The organism is Mesorhizobium sp. M0563, assembly GCF_040321065.1.
Classification (GTDB): Bacteria; Pseudomonadota; Alphaproteobacteria; order Rhizobiales; family Rhizobiaceae; genus Mesorhizobium.
On the sequence record NZ_JAMYQV010000002.1, the window covers coordinates 80,806 to 101,216 of the forward strand.

At 63.7% G+C, this 20,411-nt stretch carries 20 protein-coding genes; 6 read left to right on the forward strand and 14 right to left on the reverse strand.

Going from position 1 to position 20,411, the window contains the following annotated elements:
• Window positions 1–185 precede the first annotated feature (185 nt).
• From NKI50_RS03075 to NKI50_RS03105, 7 genes are read right to left on the reverse strand one after another with little or no spacing between them, the layout of a single operon-like run.
• Complete coding sequence (locus NKI50_RS03075; protein WP_352640245.1) at window positions 186–545, reverse strand: GNAT family N-acetyltransferase; 360 nt, start codon at window positions 543–545, stop codon at window positions 186–188.
• Between the two features lie 6 nt (window positions 546–551).
• Entirely contained in the window at window positions 552–1,733 is a 1,182-nt protein-coding gene (locus NKI50_RS03080; protein ID WP_352640209.1) for an arabinose transporter, read from the reverse strand.
• A gap of 40 nt (window positions 1,734–1,773) precedes the next feature.
• Window positions 1,774–2,208 carry a lipocalin-like domain-containing protein gene (locus NKI50_RS03085; protein ID WP_352640210.1) on the reverse strand — a complete coding sequence of 145 codons (435 nt, stop codon included), beginning with the start codon at window positions 2,206–2,208 and terminating at the stop codon, window positions 1,774–1,776.
• 58 nt (window positions 2,209–2,266) lie between these two features.
• A complete protein-coding gene (locus NKI50_RS03090; protein WP_352715346.1) occupies window positions 2,267–3,283 on the reverse strand; it encodes a zinc-dependent alcohol dehydrogenase family protein in 1,017 nt (338 codons plus the stop codon).
• Between the two features lie 25 nt (window positions 3,284–3,308).
• A complete protein-coding gene (locus tag NKI50_RS03095; protein WP_352481974.1) occupies window positions 3,309–3,704 on the reverse strand; it encodes a (R)-mandelonitrile lyase in 396 nt (131 codons plus the stop codon).
• Window positions 3,705–3,723: 19 nt separating this feature from the next.
• Window positions 3,724–4,194, reverse strand: coding sequence for a cyclophilin-like fold protein (locus NKI50_RS03100; RefSeq protein ID WP_352640212.1), 471 nt, complete (start codon window positions 4,192–4,194; stop codon window positions 3,724–3,726).
• Window positions 4,191–5,381, reverse strand: a complete 1,191-nt coding sequence (locus tag NKI50_RS03105; protein ID WP_352640213.1) for an MFS transporter — start codon at window positions 5,379–5,381, stop codon at window positions 4,191–4,193. The genes NKI50_RS03100 and NKI50_RS03105 overlap by 4 nt, the downstream gene beginning before the upstream one ends.
• A 149-nt stretch (window positions 5,382–5,530) precedes the next feature.
• On the opposite strand from NKI50_RS03105, the gene NKI50_RS03110 reads away from it, so the two are divergent.
• On the forward strand, window positions 5,531–6,424 hold the full coding sequence (locus tag NKI50_RS03110; protein ID WP_023720226.1) for a LysR family transcriptional regulator: 894 nt from the start codon (window positions 5,531–5,533) through the stop codon (window positions 6,422–6,424).
• A 274-nt stretch (window positions 6,425–6,698) separates the two neighbouring features.
• On the opposite strand, the gene NKI50_RS03115 is transcribed toward NKI50_RS03110, so the two are convergent.
• The 6 genes from NKI50_RS03115 to flaF form a co-directional block, all read right to left on the reverse strand.
• Window positions 6,699–6,944: a MoaD/ThiS family protein gene (locus tag NKI50_RS03115; protein ID WP_023675441.1), complete on the reverse strand. Its 246-nt coding sequence runs from the start codon at window positions 6,942–6,944 to the stop codon at window positions 6,699–6,701.
• A complete protein-coding gene (locus NKI50_RS03120) occupies window positions 6,944–9,208 on the reverse strand; it encodes a xanthine dehydrogenase family protein molybdopterin-binding subunit (protein ID WP_352494729.1) in 2,265 nt (754 codons plus the stop codon). Before NKI50_RS03120 ends, NKI50_RS03115 begins: the two co-directional genes overlap by 1 nt.
• Window positions 9,209–9,210: 2 nt before the next feature.
• Window positions 9,211–9,687 (reverse strand): (2Fe-2S)-binding protein, encoded by a 477-nt coding sequence (locus NKI50_RS03125; protein WP_023720228.1) that lies wholly within the window; start codon window positions 9,685–9,687, stop codon window positions 9,211–9,213.
• Entirely contained in the window at window positions 9,687–10,547 is an 861-nt protein-coding gene (locus tag NKI50_RS03130; RefSeq protein WP_352494731.1) for an FAD binding domain-containing protein, read from the reverse strand. Before NKI50_RS03130 ends, NKI50_RS03125 begins: the two co-directional genes overlap by 1 nt.
• 138 nt (window positions 10,548–10,685) lie before the next feature.
• Window positions 10,686–12,329 carry an MFS transporter gene (locus NKI50_RS03135; protein ID WP_023720230.1) on the reverse strand — a complete coding sequence of 548 codons (1,644 nt, stop codon included), beginning with the start codon at window positions 12,327–12,329 and terminating at the stop codon, window positions 10,686–10,688.
• 172 nt (window positions 12,330–12,501) lie between these two features.
• A complete protein-coding gene (gene flaF / locus NKI50_RS03140) occupies window positions 12,502–12,837 on the reverse strand; it encodes a flagellar biosynthesis regulator FlaF (RefSeq protein ID WP_352481979.1) in 336 nt (111 codons plus the stop codon).
• A gap of 525 nt (window positions 12,838–13,362) precedes the next feature.
• Between flaF and NKI50_RS03145 the strand changes: the two genes are divergently transcribed.
• On the forward strand, window positions 13,363–14,550 hold the full coding sequence (locus NKI50_RS03145; RefSeq protein WP_352640214.1) for a TMEM43 family protein: 1,188 nt from the start codon (window positions 13,363–13,365) through the stop codon (window positions 14,548–14,550).
• Between the two features lie 21 nt (window positions 14,551–14,571).
• Here NKI50_RS03145 and NKI50_RS03150 read toward each other — a convergent pair whose 3' ends face one another.
• Window positions 14,572–15,603: a histone deacetylase family protein gene (locus tag NKI50_RS03150; protein WP_352481981.1), complete on the reverse strand. Its 1,032-nt coding sequence runs from the start codon at window positions 15,601–15,603 to the stop codon at window positions 14,572–14,574.
• 141 nt (window positions 15,604–15,744) lie between these two features.
• Between NKI50_RS03150 and NKI50_RS03155 the strand changes: the two genes are divergently transcribed.
• The 4 genes from NKI50_RS03155 to NKI50_RS03170 all read left to right on the forward strand — a co-directional run bounded on the left by NKI50_RS03155 (window position 15,745) and on the right by NKI50_RS03170 (window position 20,386).
• Entirely contained in the window at window positions 15,745–17,412 is a 1,668-nt protein-coding gene (locus NKI50_RS03155; RefSeq protein WP_352640215.1) for an amidohydrolase, read from the forward strand.
• Window positions 17,413–17,551: 139 nt separating this feature from the next.
• A complete protein-coding gene (locus NKI50_RS03160) occupies window positions 17,552–18,652 on the forward strand; it encodes an ABC transporter ATP-binding protein (protein WP_352590638.1) in 1,101 nt (366 codons plus the stop codon).
• Window positions 18,652–19,581 carry an ABC transporter permease gene (locus tag NKI50_RS03165; protein ID WP_352715352.1) on the forward strand — a complete coding sequence of 310 codons (930 nt, stop codon included), beginning with the start codon at window positions 18,652–18,654 and terminating at the stop codon, window positions 19,579–19,581. Before NKI50_RS03160 ends, NKI50_RS03165 begins: the two co-directional genes overlap by 1 nt.
• A complete protein-coding gene (locus NKI50_RS03170) occupies window positions 19,574–20,386 on the forward strand; it encodes an ABC transporter permease (protein ID WP_352590644.1) in 813 nt (270 codons plus the stop codon). Before NKI50_RS03165 ends, NKI50_RS03170 begins: the two co-directional genes overlap by 8 nt.
• Window positions 20,387–20,411 lie beyond the last annotated feature (25 nt).

Sequence of the window (20,411 nt, forward strand, 5' to 3'; positions counted from 1 at the left end):
ACCAGTAATCCGACCGTATGTAGGGCTCCCTCCGGCTGGCTGGACTTCGCCCGGCTTCGGCCGTCGGCCGTATCCCGCAGCGCGATTCACCCGGAAAGGTTCGCCTGCCACAATAATGACCGGCAGCAAGATTCCAACGGACCTGAGCCGTCGAGCCGCGACGACGAGTTAATCGGCGGAGCACCTCAAACTTTCGGTAACAGTTTGCTCATGCTTATGCGCTCCTCGACCTCGTATCCGCACTTTCGGTAGAACCCAAGAACCGTCGAATTGGAAGCGACAATTTGGAGGTTGATTTTTATGCAACCAAGGCCGGCGAGCCGCCTTTCGGCCTCATGGATGAGGGCCTCGCCGATCCCTTTTTGGCGATGGGACTGCAAGGTAGCGATGCGCGATATCCACCCTCGATGGCCGTCATACCCGGCCATGATCGATCCGACGACCTGATCGGCCTCTATCGCCACCAAAAGCAGGTTCGGCTGATGCCTCAGCTTCCCGCGAAGCGGGAGCGATCGTAGTTGCGCGACATCTCGAGCCCAGACTATCCGGCTCTATAGTGGAGCGTTACGGCGACCCAGCAGCAGAGCGATGCCCAACGCCGGAAGCGTCGCCATCGCGACGGCGAAGAAGACGAATTGCAGCCCGGCCGATGCGGCGACCAAGCCGAGCGCCGGGCTGCCGAAGCCGAGCGCCACGTCGAGGAAGACGGTGTAGAGTCCCATGGCCAGGCCGCGGCTGCGTGGCGGAAGATGACTTACGGCCTCGGCACCGAAACCGGGATAGACCAGCGAGTAGCCGAGGCCAGTCAGGCCCGCTCCGATGGCGGCGAGAACGGGCCCGGGCGCAAGCCAGATCAGCATCAGCCCTGCCGCCTCGACCGCCACGAAGATCGCGGCGACGCGGGCGCCCCCTAACCTGTCAGGCAGGTGGCCGAAGCACAGCCTTGCCACGATCAGCGACGCGGCATAGGCCGTGAAGGGAAGCCAGACCGGCTGCCAGCCCCGCTCGGCAAAGAGCAGCGCGCCGAAGGCCAGAATCGCACCATAGCCGAGACTGCTGAAAGCTGCTCCCACTCCGGGAAGCCAGACCGCTTGCGCCACGCTCCTCCATGACTGCGGCACGCTGCTCGCGGCGGCGCTGGCGCCGCGCATCGGCAGGATGGCAAGCAGCGTTGCAAGTGGCAGGACGATCGTCGCCAGTGCGATCGCGGTGAAGCCGCTCGCCGCATAAAGCGCAGATCCGATCGGCGCGCCTAGCGCGAGTGCTGCGAACATCGCCGTGCCCACCCAGGCTATGACCTTTCCGGAGTTCTGTCCGCCCGCAAGGGAGAGGCCCCAGGCGACGCCACCGGTGATGATGAAGCTCTCAGACGCGCCCAGTACCGCCCGGCCGGCGAACAGCGCCGATGCGGACGCCACCGGCCGGTCGAGCAATGTCAGTGAGCCGAGGTAAAATAGCCCCGCCACGGCAGCGGCAATGAGGCCGACGACGACGGCCCTCTTGCCGCCGCGCCCATCGGCATAGTTTCCAGCCCCAATGCGCGACAGCATCGAGGCGACGAACTGGCTGCCAGTGACCAGCCCGACCGCGAAGAGGCCGAAGCCGAGCTGCTGGTGAAGATGCAGCGGCAGGACGGGTAGCGCCAAGCCGATCAGGAGGAAGCCGGCGAAGACAGCCGCCATGATTGGCACCAGTTCCGCTATCGCGCCATTTCGGTCTGAAGTCCGCGCCATTGTGGCCACCGATAAAACTTTGACAGTCGGGCTGTTCCGATCAGTAACGTTCGTAGGTCACGCGCCAGCCTTCGGCCGGATTGTCCGGCGTCAGGACCAGTTTGTTGTCCGAGACTTCGAATTTGCGTTTCATGCTCTTCCCGACAAGGTTGCGGACCAGGGAGGACTCGATCGTGATGACGAAGGTCTTGTCCTGGTCGTCGATAGCGACCGGCCCGTAATAGGCTTCGTAGCCATTCTCTGTGTAAGGCGTGTCCGGTGCCTTGGCGTCGGGGTTCTGCGCCTGCACCGACAGGGTGCCGGCCTCGGTGAAGATGACCTGGCCGGAATATGGCACGGGCTTGAGGCTTCCCTCGGCACCGGCCTCGAGCGACCTCATGCGCCATGCGCCGATGATCGGCGACTCTTGCGAGAAAGCCGGCGTGGCGACCGAAAGCGCAAGCGCCAGGGCGGCTATCTTCAATCTCATCGTCATATGCGTTGTTCCTTTCTGATTGTTGTGGGTGCGGACAGCCCGTCCGCCCAATCTTCGCTCAAACCGAAAGCATGACCTTGATGGCGCGCCGCTCGTCCATGGCGCGGTAGCCTTCAGCGACCTCGGCCAACGGCAGCTTGAGGTCGAAGACCTTGCCCGGCTTGATCCTGCCCTTGAGCACAAGGTCCATAAGGTCGGGCAGGAAGCGGCGCACTGGCGCGGGGCCGCCGAGCATGCGCTTCTGGCCGAAGAAGAGGTTCTGGCCATCGAAGCTCACGCCATGCGGCACGCCGACATAGCCGATGGTGCCGCCGGGGCGAGAGCAGGCCAGCGCCTGGTCGAAGGATTCCGCCGTGCCGACGCATTCCAGCACCGAGTCCGCGCCGACGTCCTTGGTGAGCTCTTTGATCCGGGCTACACCTTCTTCGCCGCGCTCAGCGACGATGTCGGTCGCGCCGAACTCGCGAGCGAGTTTTTGGCGGCTGGCGTGCCGGCTCATGGCGATGATGCGCTCGGCGCCCATCTCCTTGGCCGCAAGCACGCCCATCAGGCCGACCGCACCGTCGCCGACCACCACCACCGTCGATCCTTCTCGGACCTCGGCTGCGTCGGCCGCATACCAGCCGGTGCCGAGCACATCGGACACAGCCAGCAGGTCAGGGATGAGTTCGGCCGGCGGCACCTCGGCGGTGGCGACCAGTGTGCCATCCGCCAACGGCACGCGGGCGTAAGGCGCCTGCGCGCCCGACATGAACTCGCGCTGCACACAGGACGACTGGAAGCCGAAGCGGCAATGCGGGCAGGTATTGTCGGAGAGGCAGAACGAGCCGACGACGAACTGGCCGGGGCGCACCGTGCGCACCTCTGCGCCGACCTCGACGACGATGCCACAATATTCGTGGCCCATATGCATCGGGCCGTCGACCCGCTGCAGCCCGCGATAGGGCCACAGATCCGAGCCGCAGATGCAGCTTGCCGAGAGCTTGATGATGGCGTCCGTCGGCCGCATGATTTTCGGATCAGCGATCTCCTCGCAGCGGATGTCGCCCGGTTTGTGAAGAACGGTTGCGAGCATTTTGGTTCCTTTCGAGTGGAGAAGATCAAGCGCGGTAGTCGGCGTCGCTGACATGTTCCAGCCAGTCCACGACCTTGCCGTCCTTGACCTCCTGGAGAGCAATGTGGGTCATGGCAATCTGAGCCGACGCGCCGTGCCAGTGCTTTTCGCCGGGCGCGAACCAGACGACGTCGCCGGCACGGATTTCCTCGACCGGGCCAGCCTCGCGCTGCACGCGGCCCAGGCCCGAGACGACGATCAGCGTCTGGCCGAGCGGATGCGTGTGCCAAGCGGTGCGGGCGCCGGGCTCGAAGGTCACCTGTGCGCCTTGAACCCGCCCGGCATCGAAGGGATTGAAGAGCGGATCGATCCGCACCGTTCCGGTGAACCAGTCAGGTGGTCCCTTGCCGGAAGGCCTCGTGCCAGCGCGAAGAATGTCCATGGTGATCTCCTTTGTGTCCTCAAGTGCGTTCGATGCGAAGCGGGAACTCGCCGCGAATGTGCAGGGCCTGCTCGCCCTCGTCGAAGCGGCCGAGCCTGATCAGCCCGGGATGGCGATAGTCGGCGTAGAACATGGCCAGGTTACCCCAGGACGTGAAATAGCAGAGGTCGTAGGGCTGCTCGTTGGCGAACGGACCACTTCCCTTCTCTGTCAGCTTGCGCGGCAGATAGGCGATCTTCTCGTTATGCGCGTAGTCCTCGATCTTGAGATCGAGCGGCAGCATGGAAAAGAAATCGCGCGCCGACGGATTGTCGTAGAGCGTGGCGGTCATGATGTGGCCGTTGAAAATCATCCTGATCTTCATGTTGGTTGACTCATGGCTGACTGGGGCTTCGCCTTCTTGGCTGGCGGCTGCTCGAGGCAGGGCCGCCACCGCGAGCGCGGCGCCGAGCAATGTCCGGCGGTTAAGCGGCGCACGCTCGATGATCATGGCAAAGATCTCCGGGCCATATGCGATGCGGCAAGGGCGGCGAGCGCCGATCCGCAGAGCAGCACTGCACCTAGAGTGAACGCTCCCCACCAGCCGACCGTATCGAAGAGCGTGCCGCCGATCGCGGCGCCGCCGGTGATGGCGAGCTGGATGACTGCCACCTGCAGCCCGCCGCCGGCCTCTGCGTCGTTCGGCAACGTCCGGCTGAGCCACGTGCCCCAGCCAACGGGCGCGGCCGTGCCGAAGAAGCCCCAGGCAACGAGCAGCAGCGCTGTGGGAACGGGGAGGGCACCAAGGGCGATGAGCGCAGCGGCCAAGGCCGCCATGACCAGCGGGATGACGATGAGGATGCTGAACAGACGCGTGGACAAAAGCCGGCCGACGCACCATGTGCCGAGCATCCCCGCCAGCCCCATCGCCAGCAGGATCGCCGAGAGAGCAGCGATGTCGAGCCGGGTGACGCCCTCGAGGAAGGGCCGCAGATAGGTGAAGAGCGCGAACTGGCCCATGAACAGCATCATGATCGACGCCATGCCGATGGCGACGGGAAGACGGCCGAGGAGCGCCAGTGGATTGCCTGAACGCTTCCCCCGGCGCGGGGGCAGCGCCGGCAGGCTTGTCCACTGCCAGGCCAGCGCCAGAAGCCCAAACGGCACGACGAGGAAGAAAGCGCCGCGCCAGCCGACATAGGCGCCAAGAAAACTGCCCAGCGGCGCGGCGATGGTGGCCGCAATGGCATTGCCGGCGTTCAGCATGGCGAGACCCTTCGGAACCATGTCTTGCGGCACGAGGCGCATGACGATCGCGGTCGACATCGACCAGAACCCGCCGATCGCGATGCCGAGCAGCGCCCGGCCGACCATGAGGAACGCGTAGTTCGGCGCGAAGGTGACAGCCAAACCGGACACGATGAGGAGGAGGGTGAAGCCGGTCACGACCAGTCGGCGGTCGATATGGCGCGTGAGGCCGGCGACCAGCAGGCTGGTCACGACGGCGAAAACGCCCGAAATCGAGATCGCCTGTCCCGCGCGGCCCTCGGTGATGCCGAGATCGGCCGCTAGCGGCGACAGCAGGCTGACCGGCATGAATTCCGACGCGATGAGCACGAAAACACACAGCGCCATCGCCAAAACCGCGCCCCATGCGGCGCGGTCACCGACAAGCCTTGTGTCGTACGTCGTTTCCATAATTGGCATCCTTGCAGGGCGACCGGGCGGATCAGCCGCCAACGCCGTCGCGATGCCAGAAGATATTGCAGAGGAACCCATTCTATTAGACTAAGTAATTCGCATGGACTTATCTGCTCATGATATAAATATCCGACGGGAGGTACCCTATGCAGCGCGATGGCATGAAGGATCTGCTATGGTTCGTGGCGGTCGCGCGGGAACGGAGCTTCACCAAGGCGGCGGCCAAGCTCGGAACCTCGCAGTCGACCCTGAGTTCGACAATCAAGGAGCTTGAAGCTCGTCTCGGCGTCCGCCTGCTGACACGTACGACGCGGAGCGTCGCACCGACCGAGGCCGGCGAGCGACTTTTCCAATCTCTTGTTCCCCGCTTCGAGGAAATCGAAGCGGACCTCGCAAGCCTGGTGGCCTTTCGCGACAAGCCCTCCGGAACGGTCCGCATCACGCTGTCTGACCATGCGCTCCAGACGACCGTCTGGCCGAAGCTGCAGCCCTTGCTCAGCGACTATCCTGACGTGTGCGTCGAACTCTACAGCGACAACGGCATGAAGAACATTGTGGAGGAGCGCTTCGACGCAGGCGTGCGGCTTGGTGAGAGCATCGACAGGGATATGATCGCAGTGCGCATCGGGCCGGATTGGAGGCTCGTGGCCGTGGCTTCGCCGGAGTACTTTTCCCGCCATCCGGTTCCGACCGCACCGCAGGATCTGGTCGATCATGACTGCATTAATATGCGGCAGGCGACGTTCGGCGGATTATATGCCTGGGAATTCGCCAGGGATGGCCGCGACCTTCGTGTGCGCGTGGAAGGCCAGCTCACCTTCAATTCGTCCATTCCCATGATCGAGGCTGCGATAAGCGGTTTCGGGATCGCCTATGTCCCGGAAAACCTCGTCAGCCACCACATCGCCAAGGGATGCCTTAGGCTCGTGCTTGACGACTGGAGTCCGCCATTTGCGGGCTATCACCTCTACTACCCGAGCAGGCGACAGCTCTCGCCTGCGATGGCGGTGATCATTGAGGCGCTCCGCCATCGCATCTGACTCCCAAGACTGTGCCTATGAATCATGAAGCTGACATTGGTAAATGGTAGGTTCTGATCCAAGCCATTTGACTTCTACGCTGCGGGCGGCTGCTTTCGCCTCAAAGCAGACGTGTAGCTCGCTCGCCTCTATGTCTGTGATTGACACAGAAGCAGTCATCGAAAAGGAGCCAAACTCGCCGGCTGAACTGGCCAAGAATTCTCGTGGATAGCCAAGGTTTTTCTCGAGCCTAGGCCAAGTCTTGGTCGTCGATGGTAGGGACACGGTTGTCCAGTTATCCCCCGGCAAGACGCGGCAGCAGGAATATCTCCGCCCCTTCCGGCAGTTCCTTCGACCAGGTGTCGCGATAGATCGTCCCGTCGATGGCGACGGCGATGCCGCGATCGATGTAGGGCTCGAGGCCGGGATACTGTTCAGCCAGCTTCCTGAACAGCTCCCGAATATCCTTCGCCTCGATCTCGACCTTGCTCTTGCCTCCGGCGATCGCGCCGAGCGATCCCCAGAGCGTTACTTCAACCATCAGCCTTCCCGTTCCGCCTCGATCGCCGCCAGGATGCGCGGCGGCGACATCGGTATATGCGCCATGCGCACGCCGACCGCGTTCGAGACTGCATTGGCGATCGCCGCCAGCGGCGGCACGATCGAGGTCTCGCCGACGCCGCGCACCCCGTAGGGATGGTTAGGGTTGGGGATCTCGAGGATCTGTGTGTCGATCATCGGCAGGTCCGAGCAGACCGGGATGCGGTAGTCCAGGAAGCCAGGGTTCTGCAGCCGCCCGTCCTTGCCGTAGATGTACTCTTCGTTGAGCGCCCAGCCGATGCCTTGCGCGGCACCCCCCTGGTACTGCCCCTCGACGTAGGTCGGATGCACCGCCTTGCCGGCGTCCTGAACGACGGTGTAGCGCAGCACCCTGGTGAAGCCGGTCTCCGGATCCACCTCGATATCGCAGATATGGGTGGCGAAGGAGACGCCGGCGCCGTCGGCGACGAGCTCGCTGTGGCCGGCGATCGGTCCGCCCGTCTTTCCGGAAGCGGCCGCGATCTCCTTCAGCGACAGCGCAGCAAGGTTGCCGTACTTCTCGCCCCTAGCGATCGCGTGGCCCTTTTCCCAGACCACGTCGTCGACCGGGATGTCCCACGTCTGCGCGGCGCGATCCCGCAGGATCTTGATGGCGTTGCGAGCGGCGGAGATCGTCGCCATCGAAGACGAGAAGGTGCCGCGGCTGCCGTCCGTCATATCGTTGTAGCCGAGGCTGGAGGTATCGGCGACCACCGCCTTGACCTGCTCATAGGGGATACCGAGCTCCTCTGCCGCCACCAGCGAAAGCGAGGCGCGCGAGCCGCCCACGTCAACGGTTCCGACGGCAAGCGAGACCGAACCGTCCATGCCGATGTTGAGGTCGGTGCAGGTCTGGCCACCGAAGTTGAACCAGAAGCCGCAGGCCATGCCGCGGCCCTGGTTCTTGCCGAGCGGCGCCTTCATGTGCGGATGGCTCTTCGCCGCCTCCAGCGTTGGGCCGATGCCGATCGGGCCGTATACCGGGCCGTAGGACGATCTGGTGCCTTCCTGCGCCGCGTTCCTGATCCGGAACTCGACCGGGTCCATGCCGATCTCCTTGGCCAGCTCGTCGACCGCGCTTTCCACCGCAAACGCCGCCATCGGTGCCGACGGCGCGCGATAGGCCGCCGTCTTGGGCCGGTTGACCAGCACTTCGTAGCCGACCGTCCTGACGTTCTCGAGCTTGTAGCAGGCAAAGGCGGTCATGGCGCCGATCTCAGCCCACATGCCGGCATAGGGGCCGCAGGAATAGCGCAGCGTGGCCTCGGCCGCCGTGATCGTGCCGTCCTTACGGGCGCCGATCCTGACGTCGATCGAGGTGGCGCTAGTCGGGCCGGAGGCGCGGAACACCTCGTCGCGCGTCATGACCAGCTTGACCGGCCGGCCGGCTTTGCGCGACAGCGCCAGCGCCACCGGCTCGGCCCAGACATGGGTCTTGCCGCCGAAACCACCGCCGATCTCCGACGAGGTGACGCGCAGCTTCGAGGCCTCCATGCCAAGCAGCTGGGCGCAGTGCTGGCGATAGACGAAATGCCCTTGCGTGCAGACCCAAAGATCGGCGGTGCCGTCGGAGCTGAAATTGGCGACGCAGGCATGCGGCTCGATATAACCCTGGTGCGTCTGCTCGGTCTTGAAGGAGCGTTCGACGACGAAATCGGCCTGGCCGAAACCTTCATGGATGTCGCCATGGCCGTACTGGGTGCGCTTGGTGACGTTGGAAGGCTTGACGGGCTTTTGCTCAAGGCCCTCGGTGAAGATGGCGTCGTTGAGCACGGGTGAGGAGTGCTTCATCGCCTCGTCGACGTCGGTGACATGCGGCAGCACCTCGTAGTCGACCTCGATCAGCTTCAGTGCCTGCCTCGCCGTGCGGGCATCGACTGCAGCGACCGCGGCCACAGCATGGCCGTCGTAGAGCGCTTTCTTGCGCGCCATGCAGTTGTCGAGGATGTCGTACATGGCGGCATCGCCGTCGGTGAGGTCGGGCAGGTCGGCCGCGGTGATCACCGCCTTGACGCCGGCGAGCTTCTCCGCCTTCGACGTGTCGATCTTCCTGATCGTGGCATGCGCATGGGGGCTTCTGAGAACGCGCCCGACCAGTTGCCCGGCCATGTTGAAGTCGGCGCCATAGCGTGCGCGGCCCGTCACCTTGTCGACGCCGTCGGGACGGATGGGGCGCGTGCCGACAGAGGTGAAATTGCGTCCGGAGTAACGTGGATCGAAATTCATCGTCATGCTCCCTTCATCACGCTCGCGGCGTCCTGAACGGCACGCACGATCTTGTCATAGCCGGTGCAGCGGCAGAGGTTCCCGGCGAGGCCGAAGCGGATCTCCTCCTCGGTCGGATCGGGGTTCTTGGCCAACAGGTCCTTGGCCGCCATGAGGAAGCCCGGCGTGCAGATGCCGCATTGAAGCGCGGCGTGTTCCAGGAATTTCTGCTGCAGCGGATGCAGCTTGTCGCCATGCGCCATGCCCTCGATGGTTTCGATGCGCCGCCCTTCAGCCTCCGCGCCGAGCACCAGGCACGAGCACACCAGCCGGTCGTCGAGGATGATGCTGCAGGCGCCGCAGTCGCCGGTGCCGCAGCCTTCCTTGGCGCCCGTCAGCCCCAGGCGATCGCGCAGGACATCGAGCAGCGTCTCGTCCGGCTGGCAAAGGTACTCGACATTGTCGCCATTGATTGTCGTTGATACTGCCACACCAGCCATCATTTGCCTCCTGCACGTGCATAGGCGGTCGTGGCGGCCCGCTTGGCCAGCACACCCGCAACTTTCCGTCTGAATTCGATAGTGCCTCGCTTGTCGTCGATCGGACGACAGGCCCCCGAGCAGACCTTGGCGAGCCTCTCCAGCGTGGCTTCGTCCAGCTTGGAGCCGATGAGAACCTCGGCGGCCTCCTCGACCAGAATCACCGTCGGCGCCACGGCGCCCAGCGCCAGGCGGGCGAATTTGACGCGACCTTGCTCATCGAGCATCAGGTTCACGCCGGCGCTTACCACCGCGATGTCCATCTCCGTGCGAGGAATGAAACGCAGATAGGCATCGCCCGAACGCGGCAGACGTTTGTCGAGCAGGATTGCCTCGATGATCTCGCCCTTGGCCAGCGACGTCTTGCCCGGCCCAGTCGGTACCGCTTCCACTGCAATCGTGCGCCTGGTTCCCGGGCCGACGACCACCGCCTTGGCGCCAGCGGCCACCAGCGCCGGCACGCTGTCGGCGGCCGGCGAGGCGTTGCACAGATTGCCGACGATGGTGCAGCGTCCCTGCACCTGCTTCGAGCCGATCAGGTTCGCAGCTTCGACGACGCCGGGCCATGCCTTCTTCAGGGCCTTGCTCTCGCCCAGCACTGCGCAGGGGACCGCCGCGCCGATGCTGAAGCCCTCGGCTGTTTCCCTGATCTCGCCAAGCCCGTCGATCGCCTTGATGTCGACGATCAGGTCGGGTTCGATAAAGCCGCCTTTCATTCTCACCAAGAGGTCGCTGCCTCCGGCAAGGATGGCGGCCGTGCCGGCTGAGCCGGCCAACAGGCCGGCGGCGTCTTCAATTGAAAGCGGACGTATGTAACGCATCGTCTCCCCTTAGTGGTCATAGTCACATCAACTGATATAAACCGTCTCTCCACAATGGCCATCCCATTCGTGCATTCGCGGATTGGGCCAGGCGCCGCAATTTTCATTTGCTCGACCAACTGGACGCGCCGCCGGCCATTAATGCTCGATCGGTCCCTTCGGCATCACCAGCGCCGTGCCGGCTGTCGTCGGCCGCTCGATCATACGGCGGACGCGGGGTGGCTCGTTGCCGCTGTGCAGGGCCCTTATGCGCTCGCCGATGACCGCGTCGGCGTAGGTGGCGCGCCTGTTGTGGCGGATATATTCGACCCAGGTTGGCGTGTGGTAGTGCTCGATCCATATCGAGGGATTTTCGAGATCGCGCGCCAATGTCCAGTTGCGGGCGCCGTCACGCCGGCGGATGCGGCCCCGTTCGGCCATGGTGGCGAGGAATTCCGGCACGTCCTCGTTGCGGATCACGTATTCGATCATGATGGCGATGGGACCACTGCGCGGCTTCAGATCAAGTGCCAGATGCGGCTCCTGGAAGCGGTTGAGCGGATCGAGGTTGAGCACGGCCTGCTGCGGCAGCGGCAGCAGCAGGCCGATGGCGCCTCCCGCCAGCATCGCGACGCTGGCCGCCATCAGGGCGACTTCGGCGCCATGGGCGTCGGCAACCACGCCCCAGACCCAGCTGCCGAGCGCGATACCGCCGAAGGTTGCGGTCTGGTAGACCGAAAGCACGCGGCCGACCACCCAGCGCGGCGTCGACATCTGCACGGTGACATTGAAGTGCGAAAGCGCTGTCACCCAGCAGGCGCCGCCGACCAGCAAGCCGAGTGACGTCTGCCAGGCATTCTCGCTGACGGCGGCATTGAAGGCGCAGAGCGCGAAACCGGCGAATGCCATGCGCACCATGGTTTCGCTGGACAGCAGCTGCCGCAGCCTGACGCTGGTCAGCGCGCCGCCGACGGCGCCGATGCCGAAGGCGCCGAGCATGATGCCGTAGCTCAAGGCGTCGCCCTTGACGACGTCGCGCGCGACCAGGGGAAGCAGTGCCAGGACCGCGCCGGCGCTGAAGCCGAAGGCCGAGCTCCTGACCAGCACCTTGCCGATATTGGGCGACATCGCGACGTAGCGCAGGCCAGCGCCCATCGCGGCGCCCAGCGTCTCGCGCGGCAAGGTCGATGCCGGCAGTTCCGGCCTCCAGCGGGCCAGCACGACGATGAGGCCGACATAGCTCAGCGTGTTGACGGCAAAGGCCGCGGCGGCGCCTGCGGCGGCAACGATGATGCCGCCGATCGCCGGGCCGACGCTGCGCGTCAGGTTGAAGCCCATCGAGTTGAGCGCGATCGCCGCCGGCACCTTGGGACGAGGCACCATGTCGCCGACCGAAGCCTGCCAGGACGGGCTGTTGAGCGCGGTGCCACTGTCGATCAGGAAGGTGAAGGCGAGCAGCGTCCACGGCGTCATCAGGTCGAGATAGGTGAAGACGGTGAGAAGAGCCGAGACGGCGAGCATGAAGATCTGCGCGATCAGCATGATTTTGCGCCGGTTGAAACTGTCGGCGATGGCGCCGGCCAGCAGCGCGAAGAGCATGATCGGCAAAGTGGTCGAGGCCTGGACCAATGCGACCTGGTAGGACGAGGTAGCGATCGTAGTCATCATCCAGGCGGCACCGACGCCCTGGATGAGGCCGCCGAAATTGGAGACGAGGCTGGCGGACCACACCGCCCGGAAGATGCCGTGCCGGAACGGCGCCAGCGCCGAGGCGCTTTCGCTTTCCGGTGTGTCGTCGTTCATCGATGCTTTCCCGGGCTCAAATGCGTTTGTTCTTGCGATGAATCGGCCCCTCAAGCCATGGATTCAAAAAATAGAACATCACAGCGCAAAGGGCGAACGCATTCTCGAGAAAGATCATGGTCCAACAACAAGATAGCGAGCGCGGAGCCCGTCCGCGCGCGCCATAGCGGGCTCACTGCATGCCGTCCCTGACGATCGCCGCCACTTCGATCAAGCCTTCGAAATTGTCGGTGCGGCCCTGGCGGATGTCTTCGGTTTCGCGCAGCAGCCACAAACCGATCGAGATGAGATTGGCGCGCAGCTCCGTGGGCAGGGCGCTGTCGCCAGAGCGGAGATCTTCGACGAAGGCGGTCCAGACGCGACTGGTGAAATGCAGGGCCTCGGCCGCTTCCAGCGAATCGCGGCCAGCCGCCATCGCCGCCAACAGCATGTGGATCGAACGGCTAAGAAGCTGCCGATGCCTGGCCCCGGCAGCGGTCTGCATTTCGGCTCGGGGGAATTGATACATCGTTGCTGCTCTACCGCTCCGTCGGCGTTGTCAGGTCAGGAAACTCAACAGATCGAGTTGCGAGATTTGATCCAGATGCTGGCATCGCCAGCTGCCGAATACGCATCACTTCACCAGGGACACCACCACGCGACGCCGCGCACAAAATCGCACCTGTTGCAGGGAGCGCGAATCCGGCTCCGGAATGGTTCCGGAACATGAGGTTTTGGTGGTCGCCGCGCCCCCCGAGGAACGGCTGATTCGGCTACAATCTAACCGTAGACGAATCCGACATCAAACGCGATTTGACTGAAACGAATTCCATCGGTCGAGGCGCTCCGACGGTACATTTTCGAAGCGCCCGTGTGCTTTGCGGCGGTCGGATCCAACTGCAAGTGTGCCGTATCGGCAGTTCGTCGATTGCGATAGGCTCCTGCTGTCGGGACGGATGGGGCGTCTGTCTCGGTTTGGGGTAACGCCGGTTGCATGCCACTGCGCGACAGAGCGCGGATTCGTGAAACTGGCTTTGGGGAATTGGGGGAAACAATGGGCGATTCAATTCAGGAAATAACGTCCGTCTCGTGGTTCGGGCGGATCAAGCGCGCGGTCGGCGGGATCGTTTTCGGCTTGCTCTTGATCGTGCTGATGGTGATCGGCCTGTTCTGGAACGAGGGTCGCGCCGTGCAGACGGCGCGTTCGCTGGCCGAGGGGTCGGGCGCGGTGATCTCGGTTGGCGCCGATAGCATCGATGCTGGCAATGACGGTAAGCTTGTCCATGTCACCGGGGCGGTGACGGCGAGCAGCGGCCTTGCCGATCCGGACTTTGGCATTTCGGCGCAAGGATTGCGGCTGTCGCGCAGCGCCGAGATGTACCAGTGGAAAGAAGAACAGAAATCCGAGACGACGAAGAAGCTTGGTGGCGGCGAGGAGACGGTGACGACCTACAGCTATTCGAAAGTGTGGGACGACAGCCAGATCAACTCGTCGGAGTTCAAGAAGCCGGACGGCCATGAGAATCCGCCGATGGAGATCCACAGCACGAGGTTCCAGATCCCGGACGGCAAGCTCGGTGCCTTCACGCTCGACCGGCCGGTGCTGGACCTGATCGGCGGCGACAAGGAGTTTTCACTGTCACCGGACCAGTCGGCTACCATCGATGCCGCCTACACCGGCACCAAGCGGGTCAACATCGTCGACGGAAAGATCTATCTCGGCTTCAACACCACGTCGCCGGCGCTCGGCGACTATCGCATTGGCTACGAGCTGGCGCCGCTCGGCCTGGTCAGCGTCGTCGCGCGCCAGGCAGCGGGCGGGCTCGAACCCTACCAGACAAAGGCCGGCGACCAGTTGCTGATGGTCGACATCGGCAATGTGCCGGCGGAAAAGATGTTCGCCGACGCGGTCAGCCAGAACACGCTTATCACCTGGCTGCTGCGCGCCGCCGGCCTGCTGCTGTTGGCCATCGGCTTTGCCCTGCTGCTCAGCCCGATTGGCGTCGTCCTCGACGTTATTCCTTTGCTCGGCAGCGTGGCGCGGATGGGCACCGGCATCATTGCCTTTTTCCTGGCGATCCTGGTCGGCACGACGACGATGGCGATCGCCTGGTTCTGGTACCGGCCGGTGCTGGCGGCAGGCATCCTGGCCGCCGGCGTCATCGCGGCGGCGGCGGTCTATTATCTTGGCCGCTCGCGCAGGCAGGCCGCACCGCTTGCCACGCCGAGCGCCGCTACATGATTGCAGGCACCGGCGGCACTTCTAGCGGTCCTCGAAGCCGGTCAGCACGCCGACGGCGTTGACGCCGATCTCCTCGACGGCGTAGCCGCCTTCCATGACGAACAGCGTCGGCAGGCCGAGCCTGGCGATGCGGCGGCCGATTCTGGGATAGTTTTCCGTTTTCAGCTTGAACTGGCTGATCGGGTCCTTCTCGAAAGTGTCGACGCCGAGTGAAACCACGACGACGTCAGGAGCATAAGCCGAAAGCCTCGTGCAGGCCTCCTCGAGTGAGGCGTTCCACACGTCCCAGCCGGTGCCGAAGGGCATCGGATAGTTGTCGTTGAAGCCTTCGCCGTCGCCCTCGCCGCGTTCGTCGGCATGGCCGAGAAAGAACGGATATTCGGTCATCGGATCGCCATGCAGGTTCAGCACCTGCACGTCGCCGCGGCGATAGAATATCTCCTGGGTGCCGTTGCCGTGGTGATAGTCGATGTCGAGGATCGAAACGCGCCCGGCGCCATGGTCGCGAAACCTTTGCGCGACGACGGCGGCGTTGTTGATGAAGCAATAGCCGCCCATGAAGGCCGCCCCTGCATGGTGCCCCGGCGGGCGGCACAGCGCGAAGGCGGAAGGCTCACCGGCCTTGACCAGCGCGGCGGCTGTCAGCGCGACATCATAGGACGACTTGATAGCGTCCCATGTGCCTTTGACAAAAGTCGCGCCGCCGTCGAAGGAGTAGAAGCCGAGCAACGCATCGATGCCTTTCGGGCGCACGTCGCCGCGCAGGCCGCGCGTCGGCCAGGTGAAGGGAATGGCCGAACCGGTGCGGCCCGACGCTTCCCAGAGCGGCCACACGGTCGGCAGGAAATCGATGTAGTCGCTGGCATGAACCTTCTTGGCGGCGGCGAGGTCGTGACTTTCCGGTGACAGGATCGGACCGAGCTTTTCGCTCTCCACCCGCGCCCTGATGAACTCGGCGCGCGAGGGCTTTTCAAAAGCCGGCACGATGGCGCCGGCGATCAGTTCGACATTGCCGGAATGGCCGGCATGGAGAGGCGAAAAAACAGTCTTCATGAAATCTTTCCGTGGTGAGACGCGGCGACCCTAACCGTCCTGCATGGCCCTTCACAAGGCGCTGGGCCAACCAGCCATGGCTTGCTGGCACGGCAGCCGGTCGTCTAGCCTGCCGGCAGCGCAACCAAACCGTGGGAAATCATGAGTTCAAATGCCGACCTGATCGTCACCAATGCCCGCGTGCTGACCATGGATGAAGGCAATCCGACGGCCGAAGCGGTGGCGATAAAGGACGGCAACATCCTGGCGGTTGGCGATCGCCGGACGATCGAGGCGCTGAAAGGGCCGGCCACGAAGGTCATCGATGCGCAAGGCGGGTCGGTGGTGCCGGGCTTTATCGAAGCGCATATGCATCTTTTCGGCGGCGCGGCCGAACTCGACAATCTGCACCTTCAGGGCGTGCATGGCTTCGATGCGCTGAGCGACGCGATCCGCGCCTACGCGGCGGCACGGCCGAACGCCAAATTGCTGCTGGGGGCCGGCGTCGACTACACTATCCTTTCCAAGGAAGAGCCGGTCACCCGCCATCATCTCGATCGCATCATCGCCGACCGGCCGTTCGCGATGTCGGCTTCCGATCACCACACGATGTGGGCCAACACAAAGGCGCTGGAACTGGCTGGCATCCTGCACGGCAAGCAACTCGGTCCCGGCAACGAGATCGTCATGGGAGCGGATGGCCTGGCGGCGGGCGAATTGCGCGAGGGCGAGGCGTTCGGGCCGATCCTCGAGCTTTCCGGGCAGAACCGCGTGCGGCTCGGCCTTGCGACAGGCGGCGAGCCCGAGCCGTACCCTTCCGCCGCCGAAGTCGCTGCCGATCGCGACCTGATGCATCGCGGGTTGGAATGGTGCGCCCGCCACGGCATCACCTCGATCCAGAACATGGACGGCAATTTTTACCAGCTCCAGCTGCTAGCCGGGCTGGAACAGGAAGGGCGGCTGCTCTGCCGCACCAAGATACCTTTTCATTTCAAGAATTTCATGACGCTCGACGTGCTGGAAAAGGCATCGAGCATGGCCAACTCCTACCAATCGGAATGGCTGTCGTCCGGCATGGTCAAGATGTTTTACGACGGCGTGCTGGAAGGCTGGACCGCGGTCATGGTCGACGACTATGCCGACCGGCCGGGCTGGCGCGGTGAGCCGCTGTTTACGCCCGAGCATTTCGCCGAGGTGGCGCTGGAGGCCGACCGGCGCGGCCTGCAGATCGCCGTGCATTCGATCGGCGGCGGCGCGGTGCGCGCGGTTCTCGACGGTTACGAGGCGGCGCAGCGGAAGAACGGCAGGCGCGACAGCCGGCACCGGGTCGAGCACATCGAGGTCACCACTGCCGCCGACGTGCCGCGCTTCGCCGAACTCGGCGTCATCGCCTCGATGCAGCCGCCGCACCCGCCCGGCGCCATGGACTTCCCGCTGGAGCCGACGCTTTCGCGCATCGGCCGCGAAAGATGGCCGCTGAGCTATGCCTGGCGGACACTGAAACAGGCGGGCGCGCATGTCGTCTTCGCTTCCGACTGGCCGGTGTCGCGGGTCGACCCGATCCTGGGCATTCAGGCGGCGGTGCTGCGCAAGCCTTGGGCAGAGGGCGATCCAGACCAGAGCTTCTCGCTGATCGAGGCGCTTGCCGGTTATACGGTCGAAGGTGCCTATGCCGAATTCATGGAGCACCGCAAAGGCCGGCTGAAACCAGGCTATCTGGCCGATCTGGTGGTGCTGTCGGCCGATATCGAGGCAACTGAACCGGGTTTGCTACACAAGGTGCATCCGGTCAGCACCATCTGCGGCGGCAAGATCACTTACCAGGGTTGATGATGACGCTGACGATGGCACGGAGCTTGCATTCTGAACCGAGGTCCAGATGCATGGTTGCCAAGCCGACCGGCATATGCTGACAATCGAATGGGAACTGGATCCGCCATCAAGAGCGGACATGAAAATGGGGTAATGCGTGCCGGATCAACCGGGTAAGAGTGCAATCGAGGTCCGCGGCGTCCGCAAGGTGTTCGGTACCGGGGACGCCCAAGTCGCCGCTCTCGACACGGTTTCGGTGTCGATCCGCGAGAACGAGTTCTTCACGCTGCTGGGGCCGTCGGGCTGCGGAAAGACGACGCTGCTGCGGCTGATCGCCGGCTTCGATTTTCCCAGCGAAGGCGAAATCCTGCTGCACGGGCACGACATCGCGCCGCTACCGCCGTTCAAGCGGCCAGTCAACACCGTGTTCCAGTCCTACGCGCTGTTCCCGCACATGACCGTGGCCGAGAATATCGGCTTCGGCCTGGAGATGCTGGGCAAGCCGAAGACCGAAATCAAGGCGCGCGTCGCCGAGATGCTGAAGCTGGTCAAGATGGAGGCGCTGAGTGCCCGCCGCACCAGCCAGATCTCCGGCGGCCAGCAGCAGCGCGTGGCACTGGCGCGCGCGCTGGCACCGCAGCCAAAAGTGCTGTTGCTCGACGAGCCGTTGTCGGCACTCGACTACAAGCTGCGCAAGGAAATGCAGATCGAACTGAAACGGCTGCAGCACCAGACCGGCATCACCTTCATCTTCGTCACCCACGACCAGGAAGAAGCGCTGACCATGTCGGACCGCATCGCCGTGATGTCGGCCGGCAAGATCCTGCAGGTCGGCACGCCGCGCGATATTTACGACCGGCCGGCCGAGCGCTTCGTTGCCGACTTCATTGGCGAAACCAATTTCCTCAAGGGCACTGTCGTGTCGAAGAAATCCGGTATCGCGATGGTGAAGATCGCCTCCGAAGCGACGGTGGCGGCGGGATTTCCGGAAAACTTCGACCCTTCCGGCGCGGTGACTGTTGTGGTGCGGCCGGAACACGCCGATCTCGTCGCCGATGCCGCCAAGGGCATGGTCTCGGGAACCCTGGCAAATGTCGTCTATTTCGGCACCGACACCCACTATCACGTGAAGCTCGACGGCGGCGACGATTTCATCGTGCGCCACCAGAACAGCCGCTCGGGCGCCGTCTCATTCGAGCCGGGCGCCAAGGTCGGTGTCGTGTTCGAGGACGATGGCGCGCGCATTTTGAGGGATTGATGGCAGTCACGTTTTCCAAGGCGGCGGTATTCGAAGCGGAGGCGGAGAAAGCCACTGCAAGGCGCCACCGCCTGCTTTCGCTACCGGCTTTGGTAATCATCGGCATCTTCGGCGTGCTGCCGCTTCTCATCATCCTCATCTATTCATTTCTCGCCGCAGCACCCTATGGCGGGGTGCAGTGGAAGTTCTCGACAGACGCCTATCTGAACTTCCTGTTCCAGCGCGATATTTTCGACGACACGCTGCAGTTCACGCCGGATTTCCTGATCATCTATTTGCGCTCGTTTCTGTTTGCCATGGTGACGACGATCATCTGCCTGCTGCTCGGCTTTCCGACCGCCTATTTCATGGCGACGCGACCGCCGGCGCAGCGCAACTGGTGGGTGCTGCTGATGACCATCCCATTCTGGTCGAACCTTCTGGTGCGCACGCTCGCCATCATGTTCATCATCCGCGACGAAGGCCTCATCAACAACGCGCTGATGGCACTGGGGGTGATCGAGAAGCCGATCACCATGCTCTACACCAACTTCGCCATCCAGCTCGGCCTGCTCTATTCGTTCCTGCCGTTCATGGTGCTGCCGCTCTATTCCAGCCTGGAGAAGCTGGATTTCCGGCTGGTCGAGGCCGCCTACGACCTCTACGCGACACGTCGGCAGGTGCTGTGGCGCGTGATCATCCCGCTGTCGCGGCCCGGCATCATCGCCGGCTGCCTGCTGGTCTTCATTCCGGCCCTCGGCGCTTATGTGACGCCGCTGATCCTGGGCGGCGGCATCCATCTGATGATCGGCGATCTCATCGCCCAGCAGTTCGGTTCCGGGCGCAATTGGCCGCTCGGTTGCGCGCAGGCGCTGATCCTGATGGCCGCGGTGCTGGTGGCGCTCTACTTCTATGTCCGCAACACGTCGGGGAAGATGGCGCATGGCTGACCCCCGCAGTGCCGATATCAAGGACCAGCCGGGGTTCCGCTCGATCGCCATCATCTGCCTCTGCGTGCTCTACGCGCCGATCCTGATCCTGATGATCTTTTCGCTGAATACAGGGTCTCTGGTGACGCGTTGGGAGGGCATCGGGTTCGGCTGGTATGGCAGTGCGCTGTTCAACCAGGAATTCCACAACGCCGCCAAGAACACGCTGATCATCTCTGTCACCGCCACGATCGTTTCGACGATCGCCGCGACGCTGGCGGCAATCGGCATGACCCGGGTGAAGCCGTGGCGCGGGCTGTCGGCCGCCTTCATGGTCATCAACCTGCCGCTGATGGTTCCGGAAATCATCACAGCGGTGGCGACGCTCTCTTTCTTTGCGCTGATCGCGGGCACTTTCGGGCTCAATTTCGGCATCGGAAATCTGATCCTCGCCCACACCGTTTTTTGCATTCCATTCGCCTATATGCCGATCCGGGCGCGGCTCGAGGACATGGACCTGACGCTCGAAGCTGCGGCGGCCGACCTCTATGCCACGCCGTGGCATGCTTTCAGGCGCATAACGCTGCCATTGCTGGTTCCCGGCATCCTGTCAGGTGGGGCGCTCGCCTTTATCGTCTCCTTCGACGATTTCACCATCACGCAGCTGGTCGCCGGCCCCGGGCAGACGACGCTGCCCCTCTACATCTGGAACCAGATCAGGCGGCCAATGACGCCGGAGATAAATGCCATCTCCACCATCCTGCTGCTGGTTTCGATCCTGTTCGTCTCAATCTCGTTCCTGATCGCGCGCCGACGCGCCAAGTAAATTATAGGCCAGTGAATCAATGCGA

Excerpts from the sequence above, each read along its gene's own strand:
- NKI50_RS03085 (WP_352640210.1), bottom strand. The coding sequence starts at position 2,208 with ATGACGATGAGATTGAAGATAGCCGCCCTGGCGCTTGCGCTTTCGGTC.
- NKI50_RS03135 (WP_023720230.1), bottom strand. The coding sequence starts at position 12,329 with ATGAACGACGACACACCGGAAAGCGAAAGCGCCTCGGCGCTGGCGCCG.
- NKI50_RS03130 (WP_352494731.1), bottom strand. The coding sequence starts at position 10,547 with ATGCGTTACATACGTCCGCTTTCAATTGAAGACGCCGCCGGCCTGTTG.
- NKI50_RS03110 (WP_023720226.1), top strand. The coding sequence starts at position 5,531 with ATGCAGCGCGATGGCATGAAGGATCTGCTATGGTTCGTGGCGGTCGCG.
- NKI50_RS03080 (WP_352640209.1), bottom strand. The coding sequence starts at position 1,733 with ATGGCGCGGACTTCAGACCGAAATGGCGCGATAGCGGAACTGGTGCCA.
- NKI50_RS03165 (WP_352715352.1), top strand. The coding sequence starts at position 18,652 with ATGGCAGTCACGTTTTCCAAGGCGGCGGTATTCGAAGCGGAGGCGGAG.
- flaF (WP_352481979.1), bottom strand. The coding sequence starts at position 12,837 with ATGTATCAATTCCCCCGAGCCGAAATGCAGACCGCTGCCGGGGCCAGG.
- NKI50_RS03145 (WP_352640214.1), top strand. The coding sequence starts at position 13,363 with ATGGGCGATTCAATTCAGGAAATAACGTCCGTCTCGTGGTTCGGGCGG.
- NKI50_RS03100 (WP_352640212.1), bottom strand. The coding sequence starts at position 4,194 with ATGATCATCGAGCGTGCGCCGCTTAACCGCCGGACATTGCTCGGCGCC.
- NKI50_RS03125 (WP_023720228.1), bottom strand. The coding sequence starts at position 9,687 with ATGGCTGGTGTGGCAGTATCAACGACAATCAATGGCGACAATGTCGAG.
- NKI50_RS03120 (WP_352494729.1), bottom strand. The coding sequence starts at position 9,208 with ATGAATTTCGATCCACGTTACTCCGGACGCAATTTCACCTCTGTCGGC.
- NKI50_RS03115 (WP_023675441.1), bottom strand. The coding sequence starts at position 6,944 with ATGGTTGAAGTAACGCTCTGGGGATCGCTCGGCGCGATCGCCGGAGGC.
- NKI50_RS03170 (WP_352590644.1), top strand. The coding sequence starts at position 19,574 with ATGGCTGACCCCCGCAGTGCCGATATCAAGGACCAGCCGGGGTTCCGC.
- NKI50_RS03150 (WP_352481981.1), bottom strand. The coding sequence starts at position 15,603 with ATGAAGACTGTTTTTTCGCCTCTCCATGCCGGCCATTCCGGCAATGTC.
- NKI50_RS03090 (WP_352715346.1), bottom strand. The coding sequence starts at position 3,283 with ATGCTCGCAACCGTTCTTCACAAACCGGGCGACATCCGCTGCGAGGAG.
- NKI50_RS03095 (WP_352481974.1), bottom strand. The coding sequence starts at position 3,704 with ATGGACATTCTTCGCGCTGGCACGAGGCCTTCCGGCAAGGGACCACCT.
- NKI50_RS03155 (WP_352640215.1), top strand. The coding sequence starts at position 15,745 with ATGAGTTCAAATGCCGACCTGATCGTCACCAATGCCCGCGTGCTGACC.
- NKI50_RS03105 (WP_352640213.1), bottom strand. The coding sequence starts at position 5,381 with ATGGAAACGACGTACGACACAAGGCTTGTCGGTGACCGCGCCGCATGG.